13 protein-coding genes and 1 pseudogene are annotated in these 18,048 nt (G+C 69.7%); 3 read left to right on the forward strand and 11 right to left on the reverse strand.

Going from position 1 to position 18,048, the window contains the following annotated elements:
* Positions 1 to 50: 50 nt before the first annotated feature.
* Entirely contained in the window at positions 51 to 1,718 is a 1,668-nt protein-coding gene (locus tag WJ35_RS12450; protein WP_060235840.1) for a Na+/H+ antiporter, read from the reverse strand.
* Positions 1,719 to 2,023: 305 nt separating this feature from the next.
* Between WJ35_RS12450 and WJ35_RS12455 the strand changes: the two genes are divergently transcribed.
* A complete protein-coding gene (locus WJ35_RS12455) occupies positions 2,024 to 3,307 on the forward strand; it encodes an EAL domain-containing protein (RefSeq protein WP_060235842.1) in 1,284 nt (427 codons plus the stop codon).
* Positions 3,308 to 3,495: 188 nt separating this feature from the next.
* Entirely contained in the window at positions 3,496 to 4,224 is a 729-nt protein-coding gene (locus WJ35_RS12460; RefSeq protein ID WP_060235844.1) for a copper homeostasis protein CutC, read from the forward strand.
* 96 nt (positions 4,225 to 4,320) lie between these two features.
* Here the strand turns inward: WJ35_RS12460 and bioB are convergent, their stop codons facing one another.
* The 9 genes from bioB to aceK form a co-directional block, all read right to left on the reverse strand.
* Positions 4,321 to 5,340, reverse strand: a complete 1,020-nt coding sequence (bioB, locus tag WJ35_RS12465; RefSeq protein WP_060235846.1) for a biotin synthase BioB — start codon at positions 5,338 to 5,340, stop codon at positions 4,321 to 4,323.
* Between the two features lie 40 nt (positions 5,341 to 5,380).
* A complete protein-coding gene (gene bioD, locus WJ35_RS12470) occupies positions 5,381 to 6,100 on the reverse strand; it encodes a dethiobiotin synthase (RefSeq protein ID WP_060235848.1) in 720 nt (239 codons plus the stop codon).
* Entirely contained in the window at positions 6,097 to 7,314 is a 1,218-nt protein-coding gene (gene bioF, locus WJ35_RS12475; RefSeq protein ID WP_060235850.1) for an 8-amino-7-oxononanoate synthase, read from the reverse strand. Before bioF ends, bioD begins: the two co-directional genes overlap by 4 nt.
* On the reverse strand, positions 7,311 to 8,657 hold the full coding sequence (gene bioA / locus WJ35_RS12480; protein WP_060236033.1) for an adenosylmethionine--8-amino-7-oxononanoate transaminase: 1,347 nt from the start codon (positions 8,655 to 8,657) through the stop codon (positions 7,311 to 7,313). Before bioA ends, bioF begins: the two co-directional genes overlap by 4 nt.
* A gap of 425 nt (positions 8,658 to 9,082) precedes the next feature.
* A complete protein-coding gene (locus WJ35_RS12485) occupies positions 9,083 to 10,345 on the reverse strand; it encodes a dienelactone hydrolase family protein (RefSeq protein ID WP_060235852.1) in 1,263 nt (420 codons plus the stop codon).
* 107 nt (positions 10,346 to 10,452) lie between these two features.
* A complete protein-coding gene (locus WJ35_RS12490; protein WP_060235854.1) occupies positions 10,453 to 10,890 on the reverse strand; it encodes a YchJ family protein in 438 nt (145 codons plus the stop codon).
* A 36-nt stretch (positions 10,891 to 10,926) separates the two neighbouring features.
* Positions 10,927 to 11,604, reverse strand: coding sequence for an SDR family oxidoreductase (locus WJ35_RS12495; RefSeq protein WP_069239247.1), 678 nt, complete (start codon positions 11,602 to 11,604; stop codon positions 10,927 to 10,929).
* Between the two features lie 82 nt (positions 11,605 to 11,686).
* Positions 11,687 to 12,454 carry a carbonate dehydratase gene (can, locus tag WJ35_RS12500; RefSeq protein WP_069239248.1) on the reverse strand — a complete coding sequence of 256 codons (768 nt, stop codon included), beginning with the start codon at positions 12,452 to 12,454 and terminating at the stop codon, positions 11,687 to 11,689.
* 57 nt (positions 12,455 to 12,511) lie between these two features.
* Positions 12,512 to 14,329 (reverse strand): bifunctional isocitrate dehydrogenase kinase/phosphatase, encoded by a 1,818-nt coding sequence (aceK, locus tag WJ35_RS12505; RefSeq protein WP_060236035.1) that lies wholly within the window; start codon positions 14,327 to 14,329, stop codon positions 12,512 to 12,514.
* 296 nt (positions 14,330 to 14,625) lie between these two features.
* Between aceK and WJ35_RS12510 the strand changes: the two genes are divergently transcribed.
* Positions 14,626 to 15,705, forward strand: coding sequence for an MBL fold metallo-hydrolase (locus WJ35_RS12510; protein WP_069239249.1), 1,080 nt, complete (start codon positions 14,626 to 14,628; stop codon positions 15,703 to 15,705).
* Positions 15,706 to 16,034: 329 nt separating this feature from the next.
* On the opposite strand, the pseudogene WJ35_RS12515 reads toward WJ35_RS12510, so the two are convergent.
* Positions 16,035 to 17,621: pseudogene (locus WJ35_RS12515) on the reverse strand (ABC transporter substrate-binding protein).
* Positions 17,622 to 18,048 lie beyond the last annotated feature (427 nt).

An 18,048-nucleotide genomic window follows, 5' to 3' on the forward strand; every position in this document is an offset into this window, starting at 1 on the left:
CGGCGACGCTGCGGCGTCGCCGTTTTGCTTGGGGCGGCCCCGCGATTCGATCAGACCAGTCCTTTCTTCCGCGTCGACAGCGCCGTCTCCGACAGGTCGATCTCGCGGAGCAGTTTCGCGAGCGTTTCGTCCGAAATCCTGCGCTCGCCGCGCATCCGGTACAGCATCGAGCGCTCCGCGCGCACGGCCGCGATCTTCATCTGCAGCTCCATCGTCTCGGCTTGCTTCGCTTCGGCGCGCGGCGCGGGGCCGCCGTCCGACAGCGCGGCCAGGCGGCGGCGGTACAGGTCCATCACGCGCGCGGCGACGTCCGCGCAGCGCGCGGAGCCCGATTCGTCGAGATCGACCGCGATCGCGCCGTGCGCGGAATCGATCGCGCGGATCGCCGCCTGCGCGGCGGCCGAGCGCGCGGCGCGCTCTTCCTCGGCGAGCGGATTGCGGGTCGAGCGCACGCCGCGCAGCAGCAGCGGCAGCCCGATCACGGCAAAGACCAGCGAACCGAGGATCACCGCCGACGCGACGAAGATCGCGGTGTCGCGGCCGGGCAGCGGCGTGCCGTCGGCGAGCGCGACCGGAATCGACAGCACGCCGGCGAGCGTCACCGCGCCGCGCACGCCGCCGACCGTCATCACCGCGATCGTGCGCAGCCCGGCCATCGTGCCGGCGAGGCCCTGGCGCGCCGCGCGGCGGCTCGCGATCCAGCGCAGCAGCCAGACCCACATGAAGCGGATCGCGTAGAGCGCGAGCATCATCGCGAGCACGTTGAGGATCATCCGGCCGACGAGCGCGTCGCTCGTGTGATGCGCGTCGACGAGCGCGCGGCCGATGATGTGCGGCAGCTGCAGGCCGAGCATGATGAACACCATGCCGTTGAACACGAACTCGATCATCGCCCACGTGCTTTCCGCGCGCACGCGCGACGCGACGGTGCTTTTGCGGGAGAAGCTCGTGTAGTTCATCGTCATCCCGGCCGCGACGGCCGCCAGCACGCCCGACAGGTCGAGATGCTCGGCGATCAGGTACGCGGCGAACGGCACGAGCAGCGTCATCACGATCCCGGGCGCCGGGTCGCCTTCCTGCTCGGCGTTCAGGAAGCGCGTCGACAGCGCGCTGAAGATCCACGACACGGCCGCGCCCGTCGCGAGCCCGCCGGCCGCGACGATCACGAACGTGACCGACGCGTCGCGCAGCGAGAACATGCCGGTCAGCGCGGCGGCGACCGCGAACTTCAGCGCGACGAGGCCGGACGCGTCGTTCATCAGCGCCTCGCCCTCGAGGATGTGCATCAGTTGCGGCGGGATCCGGCCCTTGCCCGCGATGCCCGACAGCGCGACCGCGTCGGTCGGCGACAGCACCGCGGCGAGCGCGAACGCGATCGGCAGCGGCAACTCGGGAATCAGCCAATGCGCGAAGTAGCCCACAGCGAGTACCGTCATGAACACGAGCCCGAACGCGAGCATCAGGATCGCGCGGCGCTGCAGGTACAGCTCGCGTTTCGGAATCCGCCAGCCGTCCGCGAACAGCAGCGGCGGAATGAACAGCAGCATGAAGATTTCGGGGTCGAACGTGACGTGCAGGTTGAATTTCGGCCACGCGAGGATCGCGCCGAACGCGATCTGCATCAGCGGGAGCGGCAGCCGCAACGGCAGCACGCGCGTGAGCGCGCCGGACAGCGCGACGGTGAGCAGCAGGACCAGGACGGTGAAGACGATTTCCATCGATGCGTCGAAAGCGGGGTATGAAACGGTCGTACGGAGTGTAGCGTGCCGTCCGGACGGCTGCGTTCGAGTGCGCCGGTGCGCGCGCACCGAAATGGTGCGGCACGCATGCGCCACGGCGGTGCGCTGCTCGCGCAGGCGTGCGCGGCGGGCCGGCGCGGTGTGCGCACGAAGCTTGCTTGATGCTTGCCGGCAAGCGACAACAACAGGCAATCCGAGGGCCTATTCATGACAACTCGCAGGACATCCCACGCGCCGTCCGGTTCGTCCGCCGCCGTGTTCGCCAGCATCAGGAGGAAGGGGGTATGACGATCGTGCAACAGGAGCGTCCGGCCGCGTCGCCGTACCGCTTCGAGCGGGAGGTGACGTCCGGCTTCGAGCGTCTGGCGACGCAGCATCACGACCTGACGCTCACGAGCGTGTTCCAGCCGATTTTCAGCCTGTCGCACCAGCGTGCGGTGGGCTACGAAGCGCTGCTGCGCGCACACGACACGCTCGACCGGCCGGTGTCGCCGCTCGACGTGTTCGGCGACGCGGCGCGTCACGGCGAGCTGCTGCAGCTCGACCGGCTCGCGCAGGCGCTGCATCTCGAGAACTTCGCGCTGCTCGGCGCGGAGCGCGAATGGCTGTTCCTGAACGTGCACCCGGGCGTGCTGACCGATCCGTTCCAGGCCGCGGCGCTGCTCGCGAACCTGAAGCGCCTCGGGATGCCGCCGCGCCGCATCGTGCTCGAAGTGCTCGAGCAGCGCGCGGACGACCTCGAGCGGCTTGCCGACGCGATGCGGGAATTCCGCGCGCAGGGCTTCCTGCTCGCGCTCGACGATTTCGGCGCGGGCCATTCGAACCTCGAGCGGATCTGGCAGCTGAATCCGGACATCGTGAAGCTCGATCGCATCATGCTGTCGCACGCGGCGCACCGCACCGGGCTCACCGCGATCCTGCACGGTCTGGTCACGCTGCTGCACGAGGCCGGCAAGCTGGTGCTGGTCGAAGGGATCGAGACCGAGCACGAAGCGCAGATCGCGCTGTCGTGCGAGGCCGATTTCGTGCAGGGCTACTTCTTCGGCCGGCCGGCGCCGGGGCTGCCCGACAGCGCGGCCGCGACCGCGTGCATCGGCGAGCTGACCGAGCGTTTTCGCCTGCAGACCGACGCGCGCGAGCGGCGCGAGGCGCAGCGGCTCGCGCCGTACCTGCGCGCGTTCGAGCGCGCGGCCGAGCGCCTCGCGGCCGGCGAGCCGCTCGACGAGGTGTGCTGGAATTTCCTCGCGCTCGACGGTGCGGCGCGCTGCTTCCTGCTCGACGCGCAGGGCCGGCAGGCGGGCCGCAACGTCGTGCTGCGCGCCGATCGCGCAACCCGCGAGACGCGCTTTCTGCCGCTCGCGGACGCGCAGGGCGCGAACTGGCTGCGGCGGCCGTACTTCCGCACGGCGATCGCCGAGCCGGGCCGCGTGCAGGTGACGCGGCCGTACCTGTCGATCAACGAGGCGCAGCCGTGCGTGACGCTGTCGGTCGCGATCCGCGTGGGCGATGCGCTGCGCGTGCTGTGCGGGGATATCGACTGGGGGGATGACGACGCCGCCGCGGGGTAGGGCGTTGCGCTCCGCGCGGGCAGTTTCGTGACGCGCGTCATTCCGGTGCGTCGCTCGTCCCGTTCGGATGGCCGTTTGCGCAGCGGCCGCCGGCGCACGCGTTGCCGAGCGGCATGCCCGGTGAACTGGCGGCGGTCGCGCCGCTCGGCTAGGATGCACGAATCGTCATACCGATTCGCGAGCCGCCGATGATCCGAACCGCTGCCTCTTCCGTCCTGCTCGAAGTGATCGCCGCGACCGTCGGCGATGCGAAGGTCGCCGCCCGCGCGGGCGCCGACCGTCTCGAACTCGTCACCGCGATCGGCGAGGGCGGGCTGACGCCGAGCGTCGGCCTGATCGAGGCCGTCGTCGCCGCGGTGCCGATTCCCGTCAACGTGATCGTGCGGCCGCACAGCCGGTCGTTCGTCTACGACGCCGACGATCTCCGGGTGATCGAGCGCGACGTGCGCGCGGCGGTCGCGGCCGGCGCGAACGGCGTCGTGTTCGGCGCGCTCGATGCGCGCGGCGACATCGATCTCGGTGCGCTCGCGCGCATCGCCGGCGCCGCCGACGGCCGCGCGCTCACGTTCCATCGCGCGTTCGACGTCGCGCGCGACCTCAACGCCGCATTCGACGCGCTGCTGCGCGTGCCGGCCGTCACGTCGGTGCTGACCTCGGGCGGCCATCCGTCGGTGCTCGACGCGGCCGCGACGATCGCGCGGATGGTGCGGCGCGCGGAGGGCTCGTCGTGCACGGTGCTGGCCGGCTCGGGGCTGACCGCCGACGCGGTCGGCGACTTCGTCAGGACGACCGGCGTGCGCGCGGTGCATTTCGGCTCGGGCGTGCGCCCGCGCGGCGAGGTGCTCGCGCCCGTCGACGAGCGGCTCGTCGCGAAGGTGCGCGCGGTGCTGGACGGGAGCGAGCCATCCGCGCGCTGAGGGTGTGGACGGTCAGCGTGCGATAGGCGCTGAACGAAAAAAGCCGGGGCATGCCCCGGCTTCTGCATTGCGCGGCGCTCGCCGCTTACGCGCCCATTAAGCGTCCGAGCCGAGCGCGTCCGCCTGGCTCGCGCGAATCCCGAGGCGCTCGAACAGCGCGCGATCGCGCTGGGTCTGCGGGTTGCTGGTGGTCAGCAGCTGGTCGCCGTAGAACATCGAGTTCGCGCCCGCGAGGAAGCACATCGCCTGCAGCCCGTCGTCGAGCTGCTCGCGGCCGGCCGACAGCCGCACCACGGCCTTCGGCATCGTGATCCGCGCGACCGCGATCGTGCGGACGAACTCGAACGGGTCGAGCGCCGCGGTGCCTTCGAGCGGCGTGCCCTCGATCGCGACCAGGTTGTTGATCGGCACCGAATCCGGATACGGGTTCAGGTTCGCGAGCTGCGTGATCAGGCCCGCGCGCTCGCGGCGCGACTCGCCCATCCCGATGATCCCGCCGCAGCACACGTTGATGCCCGCGTCGCGCACGCGGTCGAGCGTGTCGAGGCGATCCTGGTAGGTGCGCGTCGAGATGATCTGGCCGTAGAACTCCGGCGACGTGTCGAGGTTGTGGTTGTAGTAGTCGAGGCCCGCGTCGGCGAGCGCCTTCGCCTGCTCGTCTTCCAGCATGCCGAGCGTCATGCAGGTCTCGAGCCCCATCTCCTTCACGCCGCGCACCATCTCGGTCAGCGCCGGCATGTGGCGCTCCTTCGGGTTGCGCCACGCGGCGCCCATGCAGAAGCGGCTCGCGCCGTTCGCCTTCGCGGCGCGCGCGGCGTCGAGCACCGCGTCGACATCCATCAGCTTCTCGGCCTTCAGCCCCGTGTCGTGATGCGACGACTGCGAGCAGTAGCCGCAATCCTCCTCGCAGCCGCCCGTCTTGATCGACAGCAGCGTCGACAGCTGCACCGCGTTCGCGTCGAAGTGCTCGCGGTGCACCTGCTGCGCGCGGAACATCAGGTCGTTGAACGGCAGCTCGAACAGCGCGACGACGTCGGCGACGCGCCAGCGCTGCGCGGCCGGAGCGGCCACGGGGATTGCGTCGGGTTGCACTGCGGCAGTCTGGGCTTGGGTCATATCGTTGTTCCTGGGTGCGGGGAAATGGGGTGCTTCAATGTCAATGCTGCGCGGCGCGCAGCGTGTCGATGAGCGCGGCGACGTCGAGCGTCGCCGCGGCGGATTCGGGGGCGGCCGGCGCCAGGTGCGGAATGCGGCCGATCAGCGGCGCGCCGTGCTCGCGGGCGAGCCAGTCGCGCAGCGTCGCGACGTTCTCGTCCTGGAACGACATCGCCGGATCGACGTGGTTCGCGACCCAGCCGGCGAGCGTGAGCCCGCGTTGGCGAATCGCGTCGGCGGTCAAGAGCGCGTGGCTGATGCAGCCGAGCCGCACGCCGACGACGAGCACGACCGGCACGCCGAGCGCGACCGCGAGGTCGGCCATGTCGCGCGTGCCGGTGAGCGGCACGCGGAAGCCGCCGGCGCCCTCGACGACGACGACGTCCGCGCGCGTCAGCGCTTCGCGATGGCACGCGACGATCGTGTCGAGGTCGAGCGTCACGCCTTCCTGCGCGGCGGCGAGGTGGGGGGCCGCCGGCGCCTTCAGCAGGAACGGCGTGCGCAATTCGGGCGGCAGCACGACGTTCGCGGCCGCGTCGAGCTGGTCGGCGTCCTCGTTGCGCCACACGCCGTCCTGCTCGTACGCGCCGGCCGCGACCGGTTTCAGCGCGGCCGCGCGCAGGCCCAGCCGCGCGAAGCCGTGCAGCAGCGCGGCGGACACGAAGGTCTTGCCGATCTCGGTATCGGTGCCGGTGACGAACAGCGACAGCGGCGGGCTCATGCGGCTTCCCGCCGGTTCGCTTCGACGGAGGCCGCCGCCTCGTCGCTGGCGGCGATCAGCGCCGCTTCGAGCCGCGCGAGATCGTCGAACGAATGCGCGGCCGACAGCGAGATGCGCAGCCGCGACGTGCCGGCCGGCACGGTCGGCGGCCGGATCGCGGGCACCCACAGGCCGTGCGCGTCGAGCGCGCGCATCGCGGCGAGGGTCGCATCGTTGCTGCCGATCACGAGCGGCTGCACGGCCGTGTGCGAATCGACCGGCTGCCAGCGCGTGCTGCGCAACAGCACGCGGGTGCGCTCGATCAGCGCGGCGAGATGCGCGCGCCGCGCGTCGCCTTCGTCGCCGGCGATCACCTTCAGGCTCGTCGACACCGCATGCGCGACCGCGGGCGGCGCGGCCGTCGTGAAGATGTAGCTGCGCGCGCGCTGGATCATCCATTCGATCACCGTCTCGTGCGCGACGACGAACGCGCCCGCGACGCCGGCCGCCTTGCCGAGCGTGCCGACGTACACGAGGTTCGGCGAGCGCAGCGCCGCGGCCGCGAGCGCGCCGCGCCCTTGCGGGCCGAGCACGCCGAAGCCGTGCGCGTCGTCGACGACGAGCCACGCGCCGTGCCGCTCGGCCAAAGCGACGAGCTCGGGCAGCGGCGCGAGGTCGCCGTCCATGCTGAACACGGTGTCGCTGACGATCAGCTTCGTCTTCGCATCGGATGCTTCGAGCAGCGCGGCGAGCGCGGCCGTGTCCGCATGCGGGTAGACCTGCACGTGCGCGCGCGACAGGCGCATCCCGTCGATCAGCGACGCATGGTTCAGCGCGTCGGAGAAGATCGTCGCGCCCTTGCCCGACAGCGCGGTCATCGCGGCGAGGTTCGCCATGTAGCCGGTGCTGAAGTACAGCGCGCGCGGCGCATCGGAGAACCCGCCGGAAAAGCCGGCGAGCTCGTCCTCGAGCCGCGCGTGCGCGCGAGAGTGGCCGCCGAGCAGGTGCGAGCCGCCGCTGCCGGAGCCGTAGCGCTGCGCGCCTTCGCCGAACGCGGCGACGAGCGCCGGATGCGCGGCGAGGCCGAGGTAGTCGTTGCTCGCGAAGCCGACGATCGTGCGGCCGTCGACGCTCATGTGCGCGTCGCACGCGGTGTCCGCTGTGCGGCGCGTGCGGCGCAGGCCTTGCGCGTCGAGCTCGGCGAGGCCGCGCTGCAGGGTGTCGAGCAGGGTCATCGGGCGATCTCCTCGAGGGTGGCGTCGAGCGTGTCGCGCGTGCGCTGCGCGAGCCACGCGATGTCGTCGTCGCTCATCACGTACGGCGGCATCAGGTAGACGGTCGTGCCGATCGGGCGCAGCAGCAGCTCGCGTTCGAGCGCGCGTTCGAAGAAGCGCCGCGAGAAGCCGCGCGCCGCGTCGCCGTCGAGCGCGACGTCGAACGCGAACAGCGTGCCGCGCTCGCGCAGGTGGCGCACCTGCGGATGCGCGGCGAGCGGCGCGAGCGCGTCGCGCAGCGCGGCGGAGTGGCGCGCGTTGCGCGCGAGCACGTCGTCGCGCGCGAACAGGTCGAGCGTCGCGAGCGCCGCGCGGCACGCGAGCGGGTTGCCGGTGTACGAATGCGAATGCAGGAAGCCGCGCGTCGTGTCGTCGTGGTAGAACGCCGCGAAGATCTCGTCGCGCGACAGCACCAGCGACAGCGGCAGGTAGCCGCCGCTGATGCCTTTCGACAGGCACAGGAAATCGGGCCACACGCCGGCCTGCTCGCACGCGAAGAAGGTGCCGGTGCGCCCGCAGCCGACCGCGATCTCGTCGGCGATCAGGTGCACGCCGAATTCGTCGCACAGCGCGCGCAGCCCGCGCACGTACGACGGATCGTGCATCGCCATGCCCGCCGCGCACTGCACGAGCGGCTCGACGATCAGCGCGGCGATCCTGCCGTCGCGCTCGACGAACAGGCGCCGCACGTCGGCGAGCGCGCGGCCCGCGACGTCGGCGGCCGTCTCGCCCGGCTGCGCGAGCCGCGCGTCGGGCGACGCGACGACGTGCGCGTGGCGGATCAGCGGTTCGTATGCATCCTTGAACAGCGCGACGTCGGTGACGGCGAGCGCGCCGATCGTCTCGCCGTGATAGCTGTTCGCGACGCAGACGAATTCCTGCTTGCCCGCGTGGCCGCGATTGCGCCATGCGTGGAAGCTCATCTTCAGCGCGATCTCGACGGCGGACGCGCCGTCCGACGCGAAGAACGCATGGCCGAGCGTGTGCTGCGTGAGCGCGGCGAGCCGTTCGGCGAGCTCGATCGCGGGTTCGTGCGTGCAGCCCGCGAGCATCGCGTGCTCGAGCGTGTCGAGCTGGTCCTTCAGCGCGGCGTTGATGTCCGGGTTCGCATGGCCGAACAGGTTGACCCACCACGAGCTGATCGCGTCGAAGTAGCGGCGGCCGTCGCGGTCGTACAGCCACAGGCCCGCGCCGCGCGCGACGGGAATGAGCGGCAGCCGCTCGTGGTGCTTCATCTGGGTGCAGGGGTGCCAGACCGCGCGCAGGCTGCGCGCGACCCAGTCGTCGGTCGCTTGCGTACTCAAAACGGCTCCGGTGAAAAACAGGCGGCGCGCGGCGTCGTGCGGGACGCGTTGCGGCCGGTATCGGATGACGGCCATGCAGGCCGTCAGGGCGGCATGCAAAACACGGCATGCAAAACACGAAACGCGCTGAGATTAGCGTGTTCCGCCGCGCGTTGCACTACCGGTTACAAACGCCGCGAAGCCTTGGCTGGCGGGAGTTCGGCGCAGATCCGGGCGGCTCGGGACGGTACGGCCCAGAAGCCCAGAAATGCGTGCAGATGACGACGTCCGAGTGACGCGCCCCAGTAGAAAAAAATCAATGATCCATCGGTCCGGAATGCGCAGGAAACGGGGTGCGAAGGCGCGCAGGCCGACGCGCGGCGGCGTCGACGCGCAAGCGAACGGGAAACGAAACAGGGGATCGGGTGGGTCGGGCGAACGCGCGATCAGCGCGCCGCGAGCGAGCGCGCGGCTTGCGCGCCGTCGTCGCGCTCGCCGTTGTCCGCGGTCTGCGACGCATTCGCGCTCCACACGACGCGGTCGTTGACCGCATACAGCCGGCATGCGCCCGCGCCTTGCTTCGCGCAGTTGTCGAGCGCGAGCGCCATCGGATCGTCGCCGCCCTCGGCCCACGACCACGCGCCTTCGGCCGACACCGCGAACGCGCGGCTCGGATGCTGGTTCAGGAAGCGGCGATAGCCGTCGCGGCCGGCTGCGTCGATGAACGGCACCGCATCGACCGCGTCGATCGACGCATAGCCCGACGCCTTCGGCTCGTGCGGGTTCGCCACCGCGTAGCGCACCGCGGTCGGCAGGTTCAGCTTGGCCAGGAACGCGTTGACGGCGGGCCACCAGACCGGCACGCCGTCGCGGTCGACGATCAGCCGGTGCGCGTCGTCCTTGTAGCGGCCGAAATCGACGAACTGCGCGCGGGTGCCGTGCGACGCGTACGCGTCGTGCATCTGCGCGACGAGCGCGGGCGTCCACACCGAGTCGTTGTCGCCGTAGAGCCACAGCGACTGAACCGCGGTGCGCGCGCCGTACTGGTCGAACGCGTCGACGAGGTTGCGCTGCCAGCCGTCGCACAGGTCCTGGCGCAGCCCGCCGGAGAAATTGATGATGCCGCGCACGCCGGCCGCCGCTTCGGTGCCGTAGGCGATCGATGCGAGGCCGCCGTGCGACGTGCCGGCGACGACGATGTGCGACGCATCGACGTACGGCTCCCGCGACATGTAGCGGATCGTCGCGCCGATGTCGGCCGCCTGCGCGAGCCCGTTCTTCGCGACGTTGCAGCCTTCCTGCCGATAGGTGCCGCCGGAGCCGGCGAAGCCCTGGCGGTTCGGCGCGATCACCGCGTAGCCGCGGCGCACGAATTCGCGCGCGAACGCGAGCGGGCGGCTGCGCGGCTGCTGATGGAGGTCGCCTGGATTCTTGCCGTGGTTGAACACGACGAGCGGGAACGGGCCGGGGCCGTCCGGCTTGAACAGCGTGGCTTCGAGCGTGACGGCGCCGGACGCGTCGGCCGGGATGCGGATGATCCGTTCGTTCAGGTCGGCGGCGACCTGGGGCAGGCCCGAATCGCCGTAGTCGAAGCGTTCGGCGCGGGCGAGCGGCCCGCTCGGGGCGCCGGCGTTCGGCAGCGTGTCGGCCAGCGCGGCCGACAGCGCGCAGGCTGCCATCCATCCCACCAGTACCTTGCTGAACGCCATTCGTAAGCCCTGCCGTGCAACTTGACCAAACCGAGGCTCATCGTAGCCTGACAATTTTGGGTTGTGCAATGCAGGAATTACCCGGCGTCTGACACAGCAACTATTTATCAGCGCTCGCTTACATCGCCGTCAACGTAGCGCCAGAAACCGCGCTCGTCGCGCTCGAAACGGCTCGTCTCATGAAGCCGGTACGCGCGCCCGCCGACCTTGTAGCGGGCCACGAACTCGACCTCCGCGTGGCGTTCGTCGAGCGGCGCGTGGCGTTTTACCGCGAGGCCGAGCCAGCGCGGCGCGTCGGGCGCAGTGGGGTCGGCGTCCAGATCGGCGGGGCAGGTGCGGGCGGCCCACGTTGCGCGCAGGTAGCCGGTCGCGCCGAGCACGTACGCGCTGTACCGCGAACGCATCAATTCGAGCGCGGTCGGCGCGGCCTCGCCGCCGTCGATGAAGCGGCCGCAGCACGCGGCGTAGCGGGGCGCCGGCGCGCGGCCGGCGGGAAGCGGGGACGCGCCGCCGCACGGGCACGCGTCAGGTCGGGACGAAATCATGCGTTACGGGAATTAACGACGTGAGGTTGTCATCGGTTACCAGGCCAGCTCGACGCCGTCGTACTGGAAGAAGCGGCCGTTCGCGAGCGCGACGTCGGCGGCGGCTTCGGCGAGCACGCGCCGCATGCCGGTCACGCTCGTCTCCGGATCGATTGCCGCTTCCGCGCCGCCCATGTCGGTGCGCACCCAGCCCGGATGCAGCGACACGCACGCCGCGTGGCGCGTCTGCAGCGACGCGATGCGCAGCACGTCGTTGAGCGCGGCCTTGCTTGCGCGATAGAGCCAGCCGGTCGTGCCGGTCGCGTCGGCGATGCTGCCCATCCGGCTCGACACGACCGCGAGCACGCCGCGCGCGTCCTCGACGAGCGGCAGCAGGATCGGCAGCAGCTGCATCGGGCCGCGCACGTTGGTGTGCATCACCGCGTCGAAATCCTCGGCGGCGATCGTCTCGACCCCTTCGGTGCGCGGCCCGTAGACGCCCGACACGACGACGGCGACGTCGAGCCGCTCGCCGTCGAGCTTCCAGCCGAGCGCGGCGATCTGCTCCGGTTGCGCGACGTCGAGCGGATGCGCGCGCGCGCCGAGCGCGCGCAGCGCGGCCAGCGACGCGTCGTCGCGCGCGGTGGCGATCACGCTCCAGCCGTCGCGCCGGTATTGCCGGACGAATTCGCGGCCGAGGCCGCGCGATGCGCCGATGATCAATGCGGTTTTCATGTTCGCCGCTCCTTTGGTTTGCGCCGCCGTCGCGGCAGCGCCGTGTGTCGGGTCGATGCGGTGCGCGTCGCGCCCGTTACGATTACTGCGCGTCGTCGCACGGCTTGAGCGTGTCGGCGACCGCCTGCGCGACGTGTTCGAGATGCGCGGCGTCCGCGGCGACCATGTCGTTGTCCGGCGCATGCTGGCCGCGGGCGGTGAGCGCCGCGACGCAGCGCCGGTAGGTCGCCTCGAGCGCGTCGAACCGCGATACGGACATCCCGAGGTTGCGCATGCGGCCGTCGTGCACGCCGTACACGAGCGCGTGCACGGTGAGCGACTGGCCGCGCGCCCACGCGTCGTTGACGATCGTCGTGCGGCACACGTTGACCACCTGCTCGATCGCGTTCAGCTCGATCAGGCGGCGGTAGCGCGCCTCGCCGACCGGCCATTCGTCGAGCAGCGCCGCGTGCCGCTCGCGCACGTCCTGCACGTGGTGCAGCCAGTTGTCCGCGAGGCCGACGCGGCGGTTGTGCAGCGCCGCGTTCACGCCCGAGCAGCCGTAGTGGCCGACCACCATGATGTGCTTCACGCGCAGCAGGTCGACCGCGAACTGGATCACCGACAGGCAGTTGAGGTCGGTGTGCACGACGACGTTCGCGATATTACGGTGCACGAACACTTCGCCCGGCGGCAGGCCGATGATCTGGTTCGCCGGCACGCGCGAATCCGAGCAGCCGATCCACAGGTATTCCGGCGCCTGCTGGTCGGCGAGACGCGAGAAGTATTGCGGATCGTCGGCGAGCTTGCGCTTGACCCAGGCGTCGTTGTTGTCGAACAGGTGTGAGAGCGGGTGGTCGTTGGTATTCATCAGTTCGGGATTCCGGGTGCGGAAAACGGGTCGGTATCAGGGCGGTTTTGCGGCGTTTCAGGCGGCGCGCTGCGCGCCGCCCTCGCCCTCGTCGTCGCCCGCCGCGTCGAAACGATCGGGGTAGCGCACGCAAAAGCGCAGCGACGCGTCATAGGGATGGAAATCGGGCAGTTCGCCCTGCAGCAGCCGGTCCTTGCTCGCCTGCCACAGCGCCGGCTCGAAGAAATCGGCGTGGTATTTCAAGAATACGTCGCGCACGCGCGGATCGCCGAGCAGGAACGGCCCGTAAGTTTCGGGAAAGATGTCGTGCGGGCCGACCGAGTACCACGGCTCGCCGGACAGCTCGTCCTCCTCGTGGCGCGGCGGCGGCACGTGGCGCACGTTGCAGTCGGTCAGGTACTCGATCTCGTCGTAGTCGTAGAACACGACGCGGCCGTGGCGCGTGACGCCGAAGTTCTTGTACAGCATGTCGCCGGGGAAGATGTTCGCCTTCATCAGCTCCTTCACCGCGTTGCCGTACTCCCGCACGCCGTGCTCGATTTCCGCGTCGGTGCCGTTCTGCAGGTACAGGTTGAGCGGGACCATCCGGCGCTCGATGTACAGGTGCTTGATCACGAGGTTGTCGCCCTCGTATTCGAGCAGCGACGGCACTTCCTTCTCGAGCTCGCGCACGAGCGCGTGGTCGAGCCGCGCGAGCGGCAGCGCGACGCTCGAATACTCGAGCGTGTCGGCCATCCGTCCGAGCCGGTCGTGGCGCTTGACGAGCTGGTACTTCTCCATGATCTGCGCGCGCGTCGTTTCCTTCGGCGGCGGAAAGCGGTCCCGGATGATCTTGAACACGTACGGGAACGACGGCAGCGTGAACACGAGCATCACGAGGCCCTTGATCCCGGGCGCGACGATGAAGCGGTCGCTCGAATGCGACAGGTGATGCAGCAGGTCGCGGTAGAACAGGTTCTTGCCCTGCTTCTGCAGGCCGACCGACGTGTAGATCTCCGCCTTCGGCTTGCCCGGCATGATCGAGCACAGGAAGTCGACGTACGCGGACGGCACGACCATGTCGACGAGGAAGTACGAGTGCGAGAAGCTGAAGATGATCTGCAGCTGGTCGCGGCGCAGCAGCACCGCGTCGAGCGCCAGCAGGCCCGGGCGCGTGTGGCGGATCGGCACCCCGAACGGCAGCACGCGGTCGCCGTTGATGATGCGGCCGATCACGTACGCGGTCTTGTTGCGGAAGAACAGCGACGACAGCACGTGGATCTGGAAGTTCGGCGCTTCGTCGAAGCGGCCGAACTCGTCGTGGATCGCCTGCATCACGCACGCGATGTCGCGCCCGAGATCCTCGAACGGCGGCTCCAGCTGGAAATTCGTGACGATGCGCTCGAGCGTGACCTCGAGGCCGTCGGTGCCAGGGTAGTACGCGCGGTAGGTCGGCTTCGCGGCCGGCTCGTCGTTCTCGAGGTATTCCGTCGAGATCGCCGGGCGCACGAAGATGAAATCGTTGTTGAAGTACGAGCGGTGCAGGATCTTGCAGCACACCGAGTTGAAGAACGTTTCCGCGCACTCGGGCTGGCGGTGGGACGTCAGGAGGCCGATGTAATGCAGCTTGATCTGCTGCCAGACCTCGTCGTCGATGTTCTCCGCGTCGTATTCGTCTTCCAGCACCTCGACGCATTCCTGCACGCGATCGTCGTACGACGTGATGCGCTCGCGCGCGAGCCGCTGCAGCCCGTGCCAGTCCGCGCGCTCGAACAGGGTCTTCGCGTCGACGGCCGCGTCGCGGAAGATCCGGTAGTGGCGGTCGAAGTTCTCGAGCATGGTCTGCGCGACGTCGAAGCCGATCTGCGACGACAGCAGTTTGGGGAAGTGATTCATTTGCGTGCAGGCTCATGGGCTGTAAGCACTCGGTATTTTAGCGTCCGGGCGCCGGATTCAGCGCATCCGGCGGCGGGCCGGGCGGCGCGTCATCGGGGGCGTTGCCCGGCGTTGTGCGACGTTCGGGGCTTCTTCGCATAAAGATACAGGTACGGAACCGAATCTGACGCGAACTTTTTTTGACGCGCGGGGGGCCGGACGACGCCCGCCGCGAGACGGCGATAGAATCGCCGGAACGCCCGCGGCCGCCCGGCCGCGCGGCGGCCCCGCATGCACAACGACGAGACGCTCCCCCGATGAACGCACTGGAACACCAACTCGACTATCCCTTCGCCGATACGCTGCCCGCCGCGGGCGACACGTTCGAGGTCGCGCCCGGCGTGCGCTGGCTGCGCATGCCGCTGCCGTTCTCGCTCGACCACATCAATCTCTGGCTGCTGCGCGACGAGATCGACGGGCAGGCCGGCTGGACGATCGTCGACTGCGGGATCGCGTCGGACGCGATTCGCGAGCACTGGGAACGGATCTTCGATACCCGTCTCGATGGCCTGCCGGTGCTGCGCGTGATCGTCACGCACTGCCATCCGGACCACTTCGGGCTCGCGCACTGGCTTTGCGAGGGTGGCGACCGGGCGCGCTGGAAGGTGCGCCTGTGGATGACGCTCGGCGAGTACCTGTTCGGCTGCCTGATGGCTGCGGGCAACGGCTCGAACGCGGGCGGCCCGGGCGCGGCCGAGCACTTCGCGCGCCACGGCCTGACCGATCCGGCGGCGCTCGACAAGCTGCGCAACCGCCGCAGCTACTACTCGGACCTCGTGCCGTCGGTGCCGCCGCGCTATCGCCGCCTGCGCGAAGGCAATCCGGTGACGATCGGCGCCCGCACGTGGCGCGTCGTGACGGGCTACGGCCATTCGCCTGAACATTGCGCGCTCTACAGCGAGGCCGACGGCCTCTTGATCTCCGGCGACATGGTGCTGCCGCGCATCTCGACGAACGTGTCGGTGTTCGACCTCGAGCCGGAAGCGAACCCGCTCGCGCTGTACCTCGAGTCGCTCGGCCGCTACGAGACGATGGCCGCCGACACGCTCGTGCTGCCGTCGCACGGCAAGCCGTTCCGCGGCGTGCGCACCCGCATCGCGCAGCTGCGCGCGCACCACGACGCGCGGCTCGACGAAGTGCGCGCGGCGTGCGCGGAAAAGCCGGCGAGCGCGGCCGACATCGTGCCGATCATGTTCCGCCGCCGCGAGCTCGACATCCACCAGATGACGTTTGCGCTCGGCGAGGCGCTCGCGCATTTGAACCTGCTGTGGCTTGCCGGCGAGCTCGTGCGCGAGCAGGGCGACGACGGCATGCTGCGGTTCCGCGGCGTGCGCTGAGGGCGTGGTGGCGTCGTTACGCGGCGGCGCGGCGCGGCGCAGGCCGGCGCGCTGTCGTTGCGTGGTGTGGTTGGGGCGGGCGAGACGGCGAACGCACGCGTCGTGCGTCGCGGCCTCGATTGGGTCGGGAATGCCGGCCAGCGCGGCTTCGATCGCGCGCGCCGATTCGAGATCGAGGCGTGTGGTCAGCTTGTCGAGCAGCAGCAACTAACTGCGCGTGCGTGCGGTGCCGCAACGCGCATCCGACTCTTGGCGGCCAGCGGCGGGTGCCGCTGGCGGTGAGATGAGACGCGCCGTGCATGCGAGGCATGCACGTGCGCCGCACACGCCTACTGCACCGACACCGCCGCGAAGTTCTGCCGTCCGAACGGACTCACGCGATAGCCGCCGACGTTTGCGCGCGTGAGCGCCGCCGCCGTCGGATAGCCGAGCGGAATCCACAGCGCCTGGTCGTGGATGAGCTTCTGCGCGGCTTCGTACAGCTTCGCGCGCTTGCCCTGGTCGGCCGTTTCCTTGCCGTCGGCGATCAGCTTGTCGAGCTGCGGATCGCAGTAGCGCGCGAAGTTGATGCCGGACTTCACCGCGTTGCAGCTGAACTGCGGCGTCAGGTAGTTGTCCGGATCGCCATTGTCGCCGGCCCAGCCCATGAACAGCAGGTCATGCTGGCCGAGCTTCGCCTGCTTGATCAGCTCGCCCCATTCGATCACCTTGACTTCGGCCTTCACGCCGATCTTCGCGAGGTCGGCCTGCAGCAGCTCCGCGCCGGCCTTCGGGTTCGGGTTCAGCACGCTGCCCGTCGGGCGCACCCAGATCGTCGTCGAGAAGCCGTTAGGGAAGCCCGCCGCGGCGAGCAGCTGCTTCGCCTTCGCCGGATCGTACGCATACGGCGCGACGTCCTTCGCGTAGCTTCACGTGTTCGGTGGATACGGGTTGTTCGCGGGCGTCGCGGTGTTGTCGAACACGACCTTCAGGTAGCTCGCGCGGTCGAACGCGAGATTCAGCGCCTGCCGCACCTTGTCGTTGTCGAGCGGCTTCTTCTGCGTGTTCAGCGCGACGAACGCGGTCATGAACGCGGGCGTCTGCACGACCTTCAGCGCGCTTTCGCCCTTCGCGGCGAGCACGTCCTGCGGCTTCGGCGACAGCGCGATCTGGCATTCGCCGGCCTTCACCTTCTGCACGCGCACCGACGCGTCGGGCGTGATCGCGTAGATCAGCCGGTCGACCTTGGGCTTCGCGCCCCAGTAGGTCGGGTTCACGTCGTAGCGGATCAGCGCATCCTTCGTGTAGCTCTTCAGCACGAACGGGCCGGTGCCGACCGGCTTCGCGTTCAGGTCCGCCTGCTTGCCCGCCTTCAGCAGCTGGTCCGCGTATTCGGCCGAGTAGATCGACGCGAAGCCCATCGTCAGGATCGGCACGAACGTCGCGTTCGGCTCGTTCAGCACGAACTTCACGGTGCTGTCGTCGACCTTCGACACCGATTTCACGAGCTTGATGAGGCCCATCGACTGCGCATGCGGGAAGCCGCTCGCGCCGGCGACCTTGTGCCACGGATTGCCGTCGTCGAGCATCCGGCTGAACGTGAAGACGACGTCGTCCGCGTCGAGCGGGCGGGTCGGCTTGAAATAGTCGGTGGTCTGGAACGCGACGTTCGGACGCAGGTGGAACGTGTAGGTGAGGCCGTCGGCGCTCGCGTCCCATTTGTCGGCGAGCGCGGGCGCGACCTTCTTCGCGGCTTCGTCGTAGGACACGAGCGTGTTGAAGATCACGTCGGCCGACGCGTTGGTCGTGACGAGCGAGTTGTACTGCACGACGTCGAAGCCGTCCGGGCTCGATTCCGTGCAGACGGTGAGCGGCTTGGCGGCGACGAGGACGGGAGCCGCGGCCAGTGCGACCGCGGCGAACAGCTTGACGTGCATAGGTTCTCCCACGTGACTTGTGATTTTTGCGCGGTGTCGGAATGCGGCGCGGCCCGGCGAGGCCGGGCCGGCGCGGCCGGCGGATAGCATACCGTCAAAGCGCGCCGTGCGTGGGAAAAGGCGACGGAACGCGGCGAATTGCGCGACAAACGGGTGCGTTCGCGACGGAATGCGTGCTGGGGCGGCGGCGCGGTGGGGTGTGCGGTGGCGCGGGGAGGGAAGTGGCGGAAGCAACGAGAAGCCCGGCGCGGCTGGCTGGCGGCAGCGATGCTTCGTGCGTGTGTTTGGCGCACGGCGCGGCGCGGGGTGCGCGATGCGTGAAGCGTGGAATGTGGCGCGTGAAGCGTGAAGCGTGGAATGTGGCGCGTGAAGCGTGAAGCGTGAAGCGTGGAGTGTGAAGCGTGGAGCGTGAAGCGTGAAGCGTGGA

This window comes from Burkholderia ubonensis, assembly GCF_001718695.1.
In the GTDB taxonomy this organism is placed as follows: Bacteria; Pseudomonadota; Gammaproteobacteria; order Burkholderiales; family Burkholderiaceae; genus Burkholderia; species Burkholderia ubonensis_B.

What these genes read in the sequence shown, in the direction of transcription:
- WJ35_RS12485 (WP_060235852.1), bottom strand. Translation starts at nt 10,345, where the DNA reads ATGGCGTTCAGCAAGGTACTGGTGGGATGGATGGCAGCCTGCGCGCTG.
- bioB (WP_060235846.1), bottom strand. Translation starts at nt 5,340, where the DNA reads ATGACCCAAGCCCAGACTGCCGCAGTGCAACCCGACGCAATCCCCGTG.
- bioF (WP_060235850.1), bottom strand. Translation starts at nt 7,314, where the DNA reads ATGACCCTGCTCGACACCCTGCAGCGCGGCCTCGCCGAGCTCGACGCG.
- WJ35_RS12455 (WP_060235842.1), top strand. Translation starts at nt 2,024, where the DNA reads ATGACGATCGTGCAACAGGAGCGTCCGGCCGCGTCGCCGTACCGCTTC.
- bioD (WP_060235848.1), bottom strand. Translation starts at nt 6,100, where the DNA reads ATGAGCCCGCCGCTGTCGCTGTTCGTCACCGGCACCGATACCGAGATC.
- can (WP_069239248.1), bottom strand. Translation starts at nt 12,454, where the DNA reads ATGAATACCAACGACCACCCGCTCTCACACCTGTTCGACAACAACGAC.
- WJ35_RS12460 (WP_060235844.1), top strand. Translation starts at nt 3,496, where the DNA reads ATGATCCGAACCGCTGCCTCTTCCGTCCTGCTCGAAGTGATCGCCGCG.
- WJ35_RS12510 (WP_069239249.1), top strand. Translation starts at nt 14,626, where the DNA reads ATGAACGCACTGGAACACCAACTCGACTATCCCTTCGCCGATACGCTG.
- aceK (WP_060236035.1), bottom strand. Translation starts at nt 14,329, where the DNA reads ATGAATCACTTCCCCAAACTGCTGTCGTCGCAGATCGGCTTCGACGTC.
- WJ35_RS12450 (WP_060235840.1), bottom strand. Translation starts at nt 1,718, where the DNA reads ATGGAAATCGTCTTCACCGTCCTGGTCCTGCTGCTCACCGTCGCGCTG.
- WJ35_RS12495 (WP_069239247.1), bottom strand. Translation starts at nt 11,604, where the DNA reads ATGAAAACCGCATTGATCATCGGCGCATCGCGCGGCCTCGGCCGCGAA.
- WJ35_RS12490 (WP_060235854.1), bottom strand. Translation starts at nt 10,890, where the DNA reads ATGATTTCGTCCCGACCTGACGCGTGCCCGTGCGGCGGCGCGTCCCCG.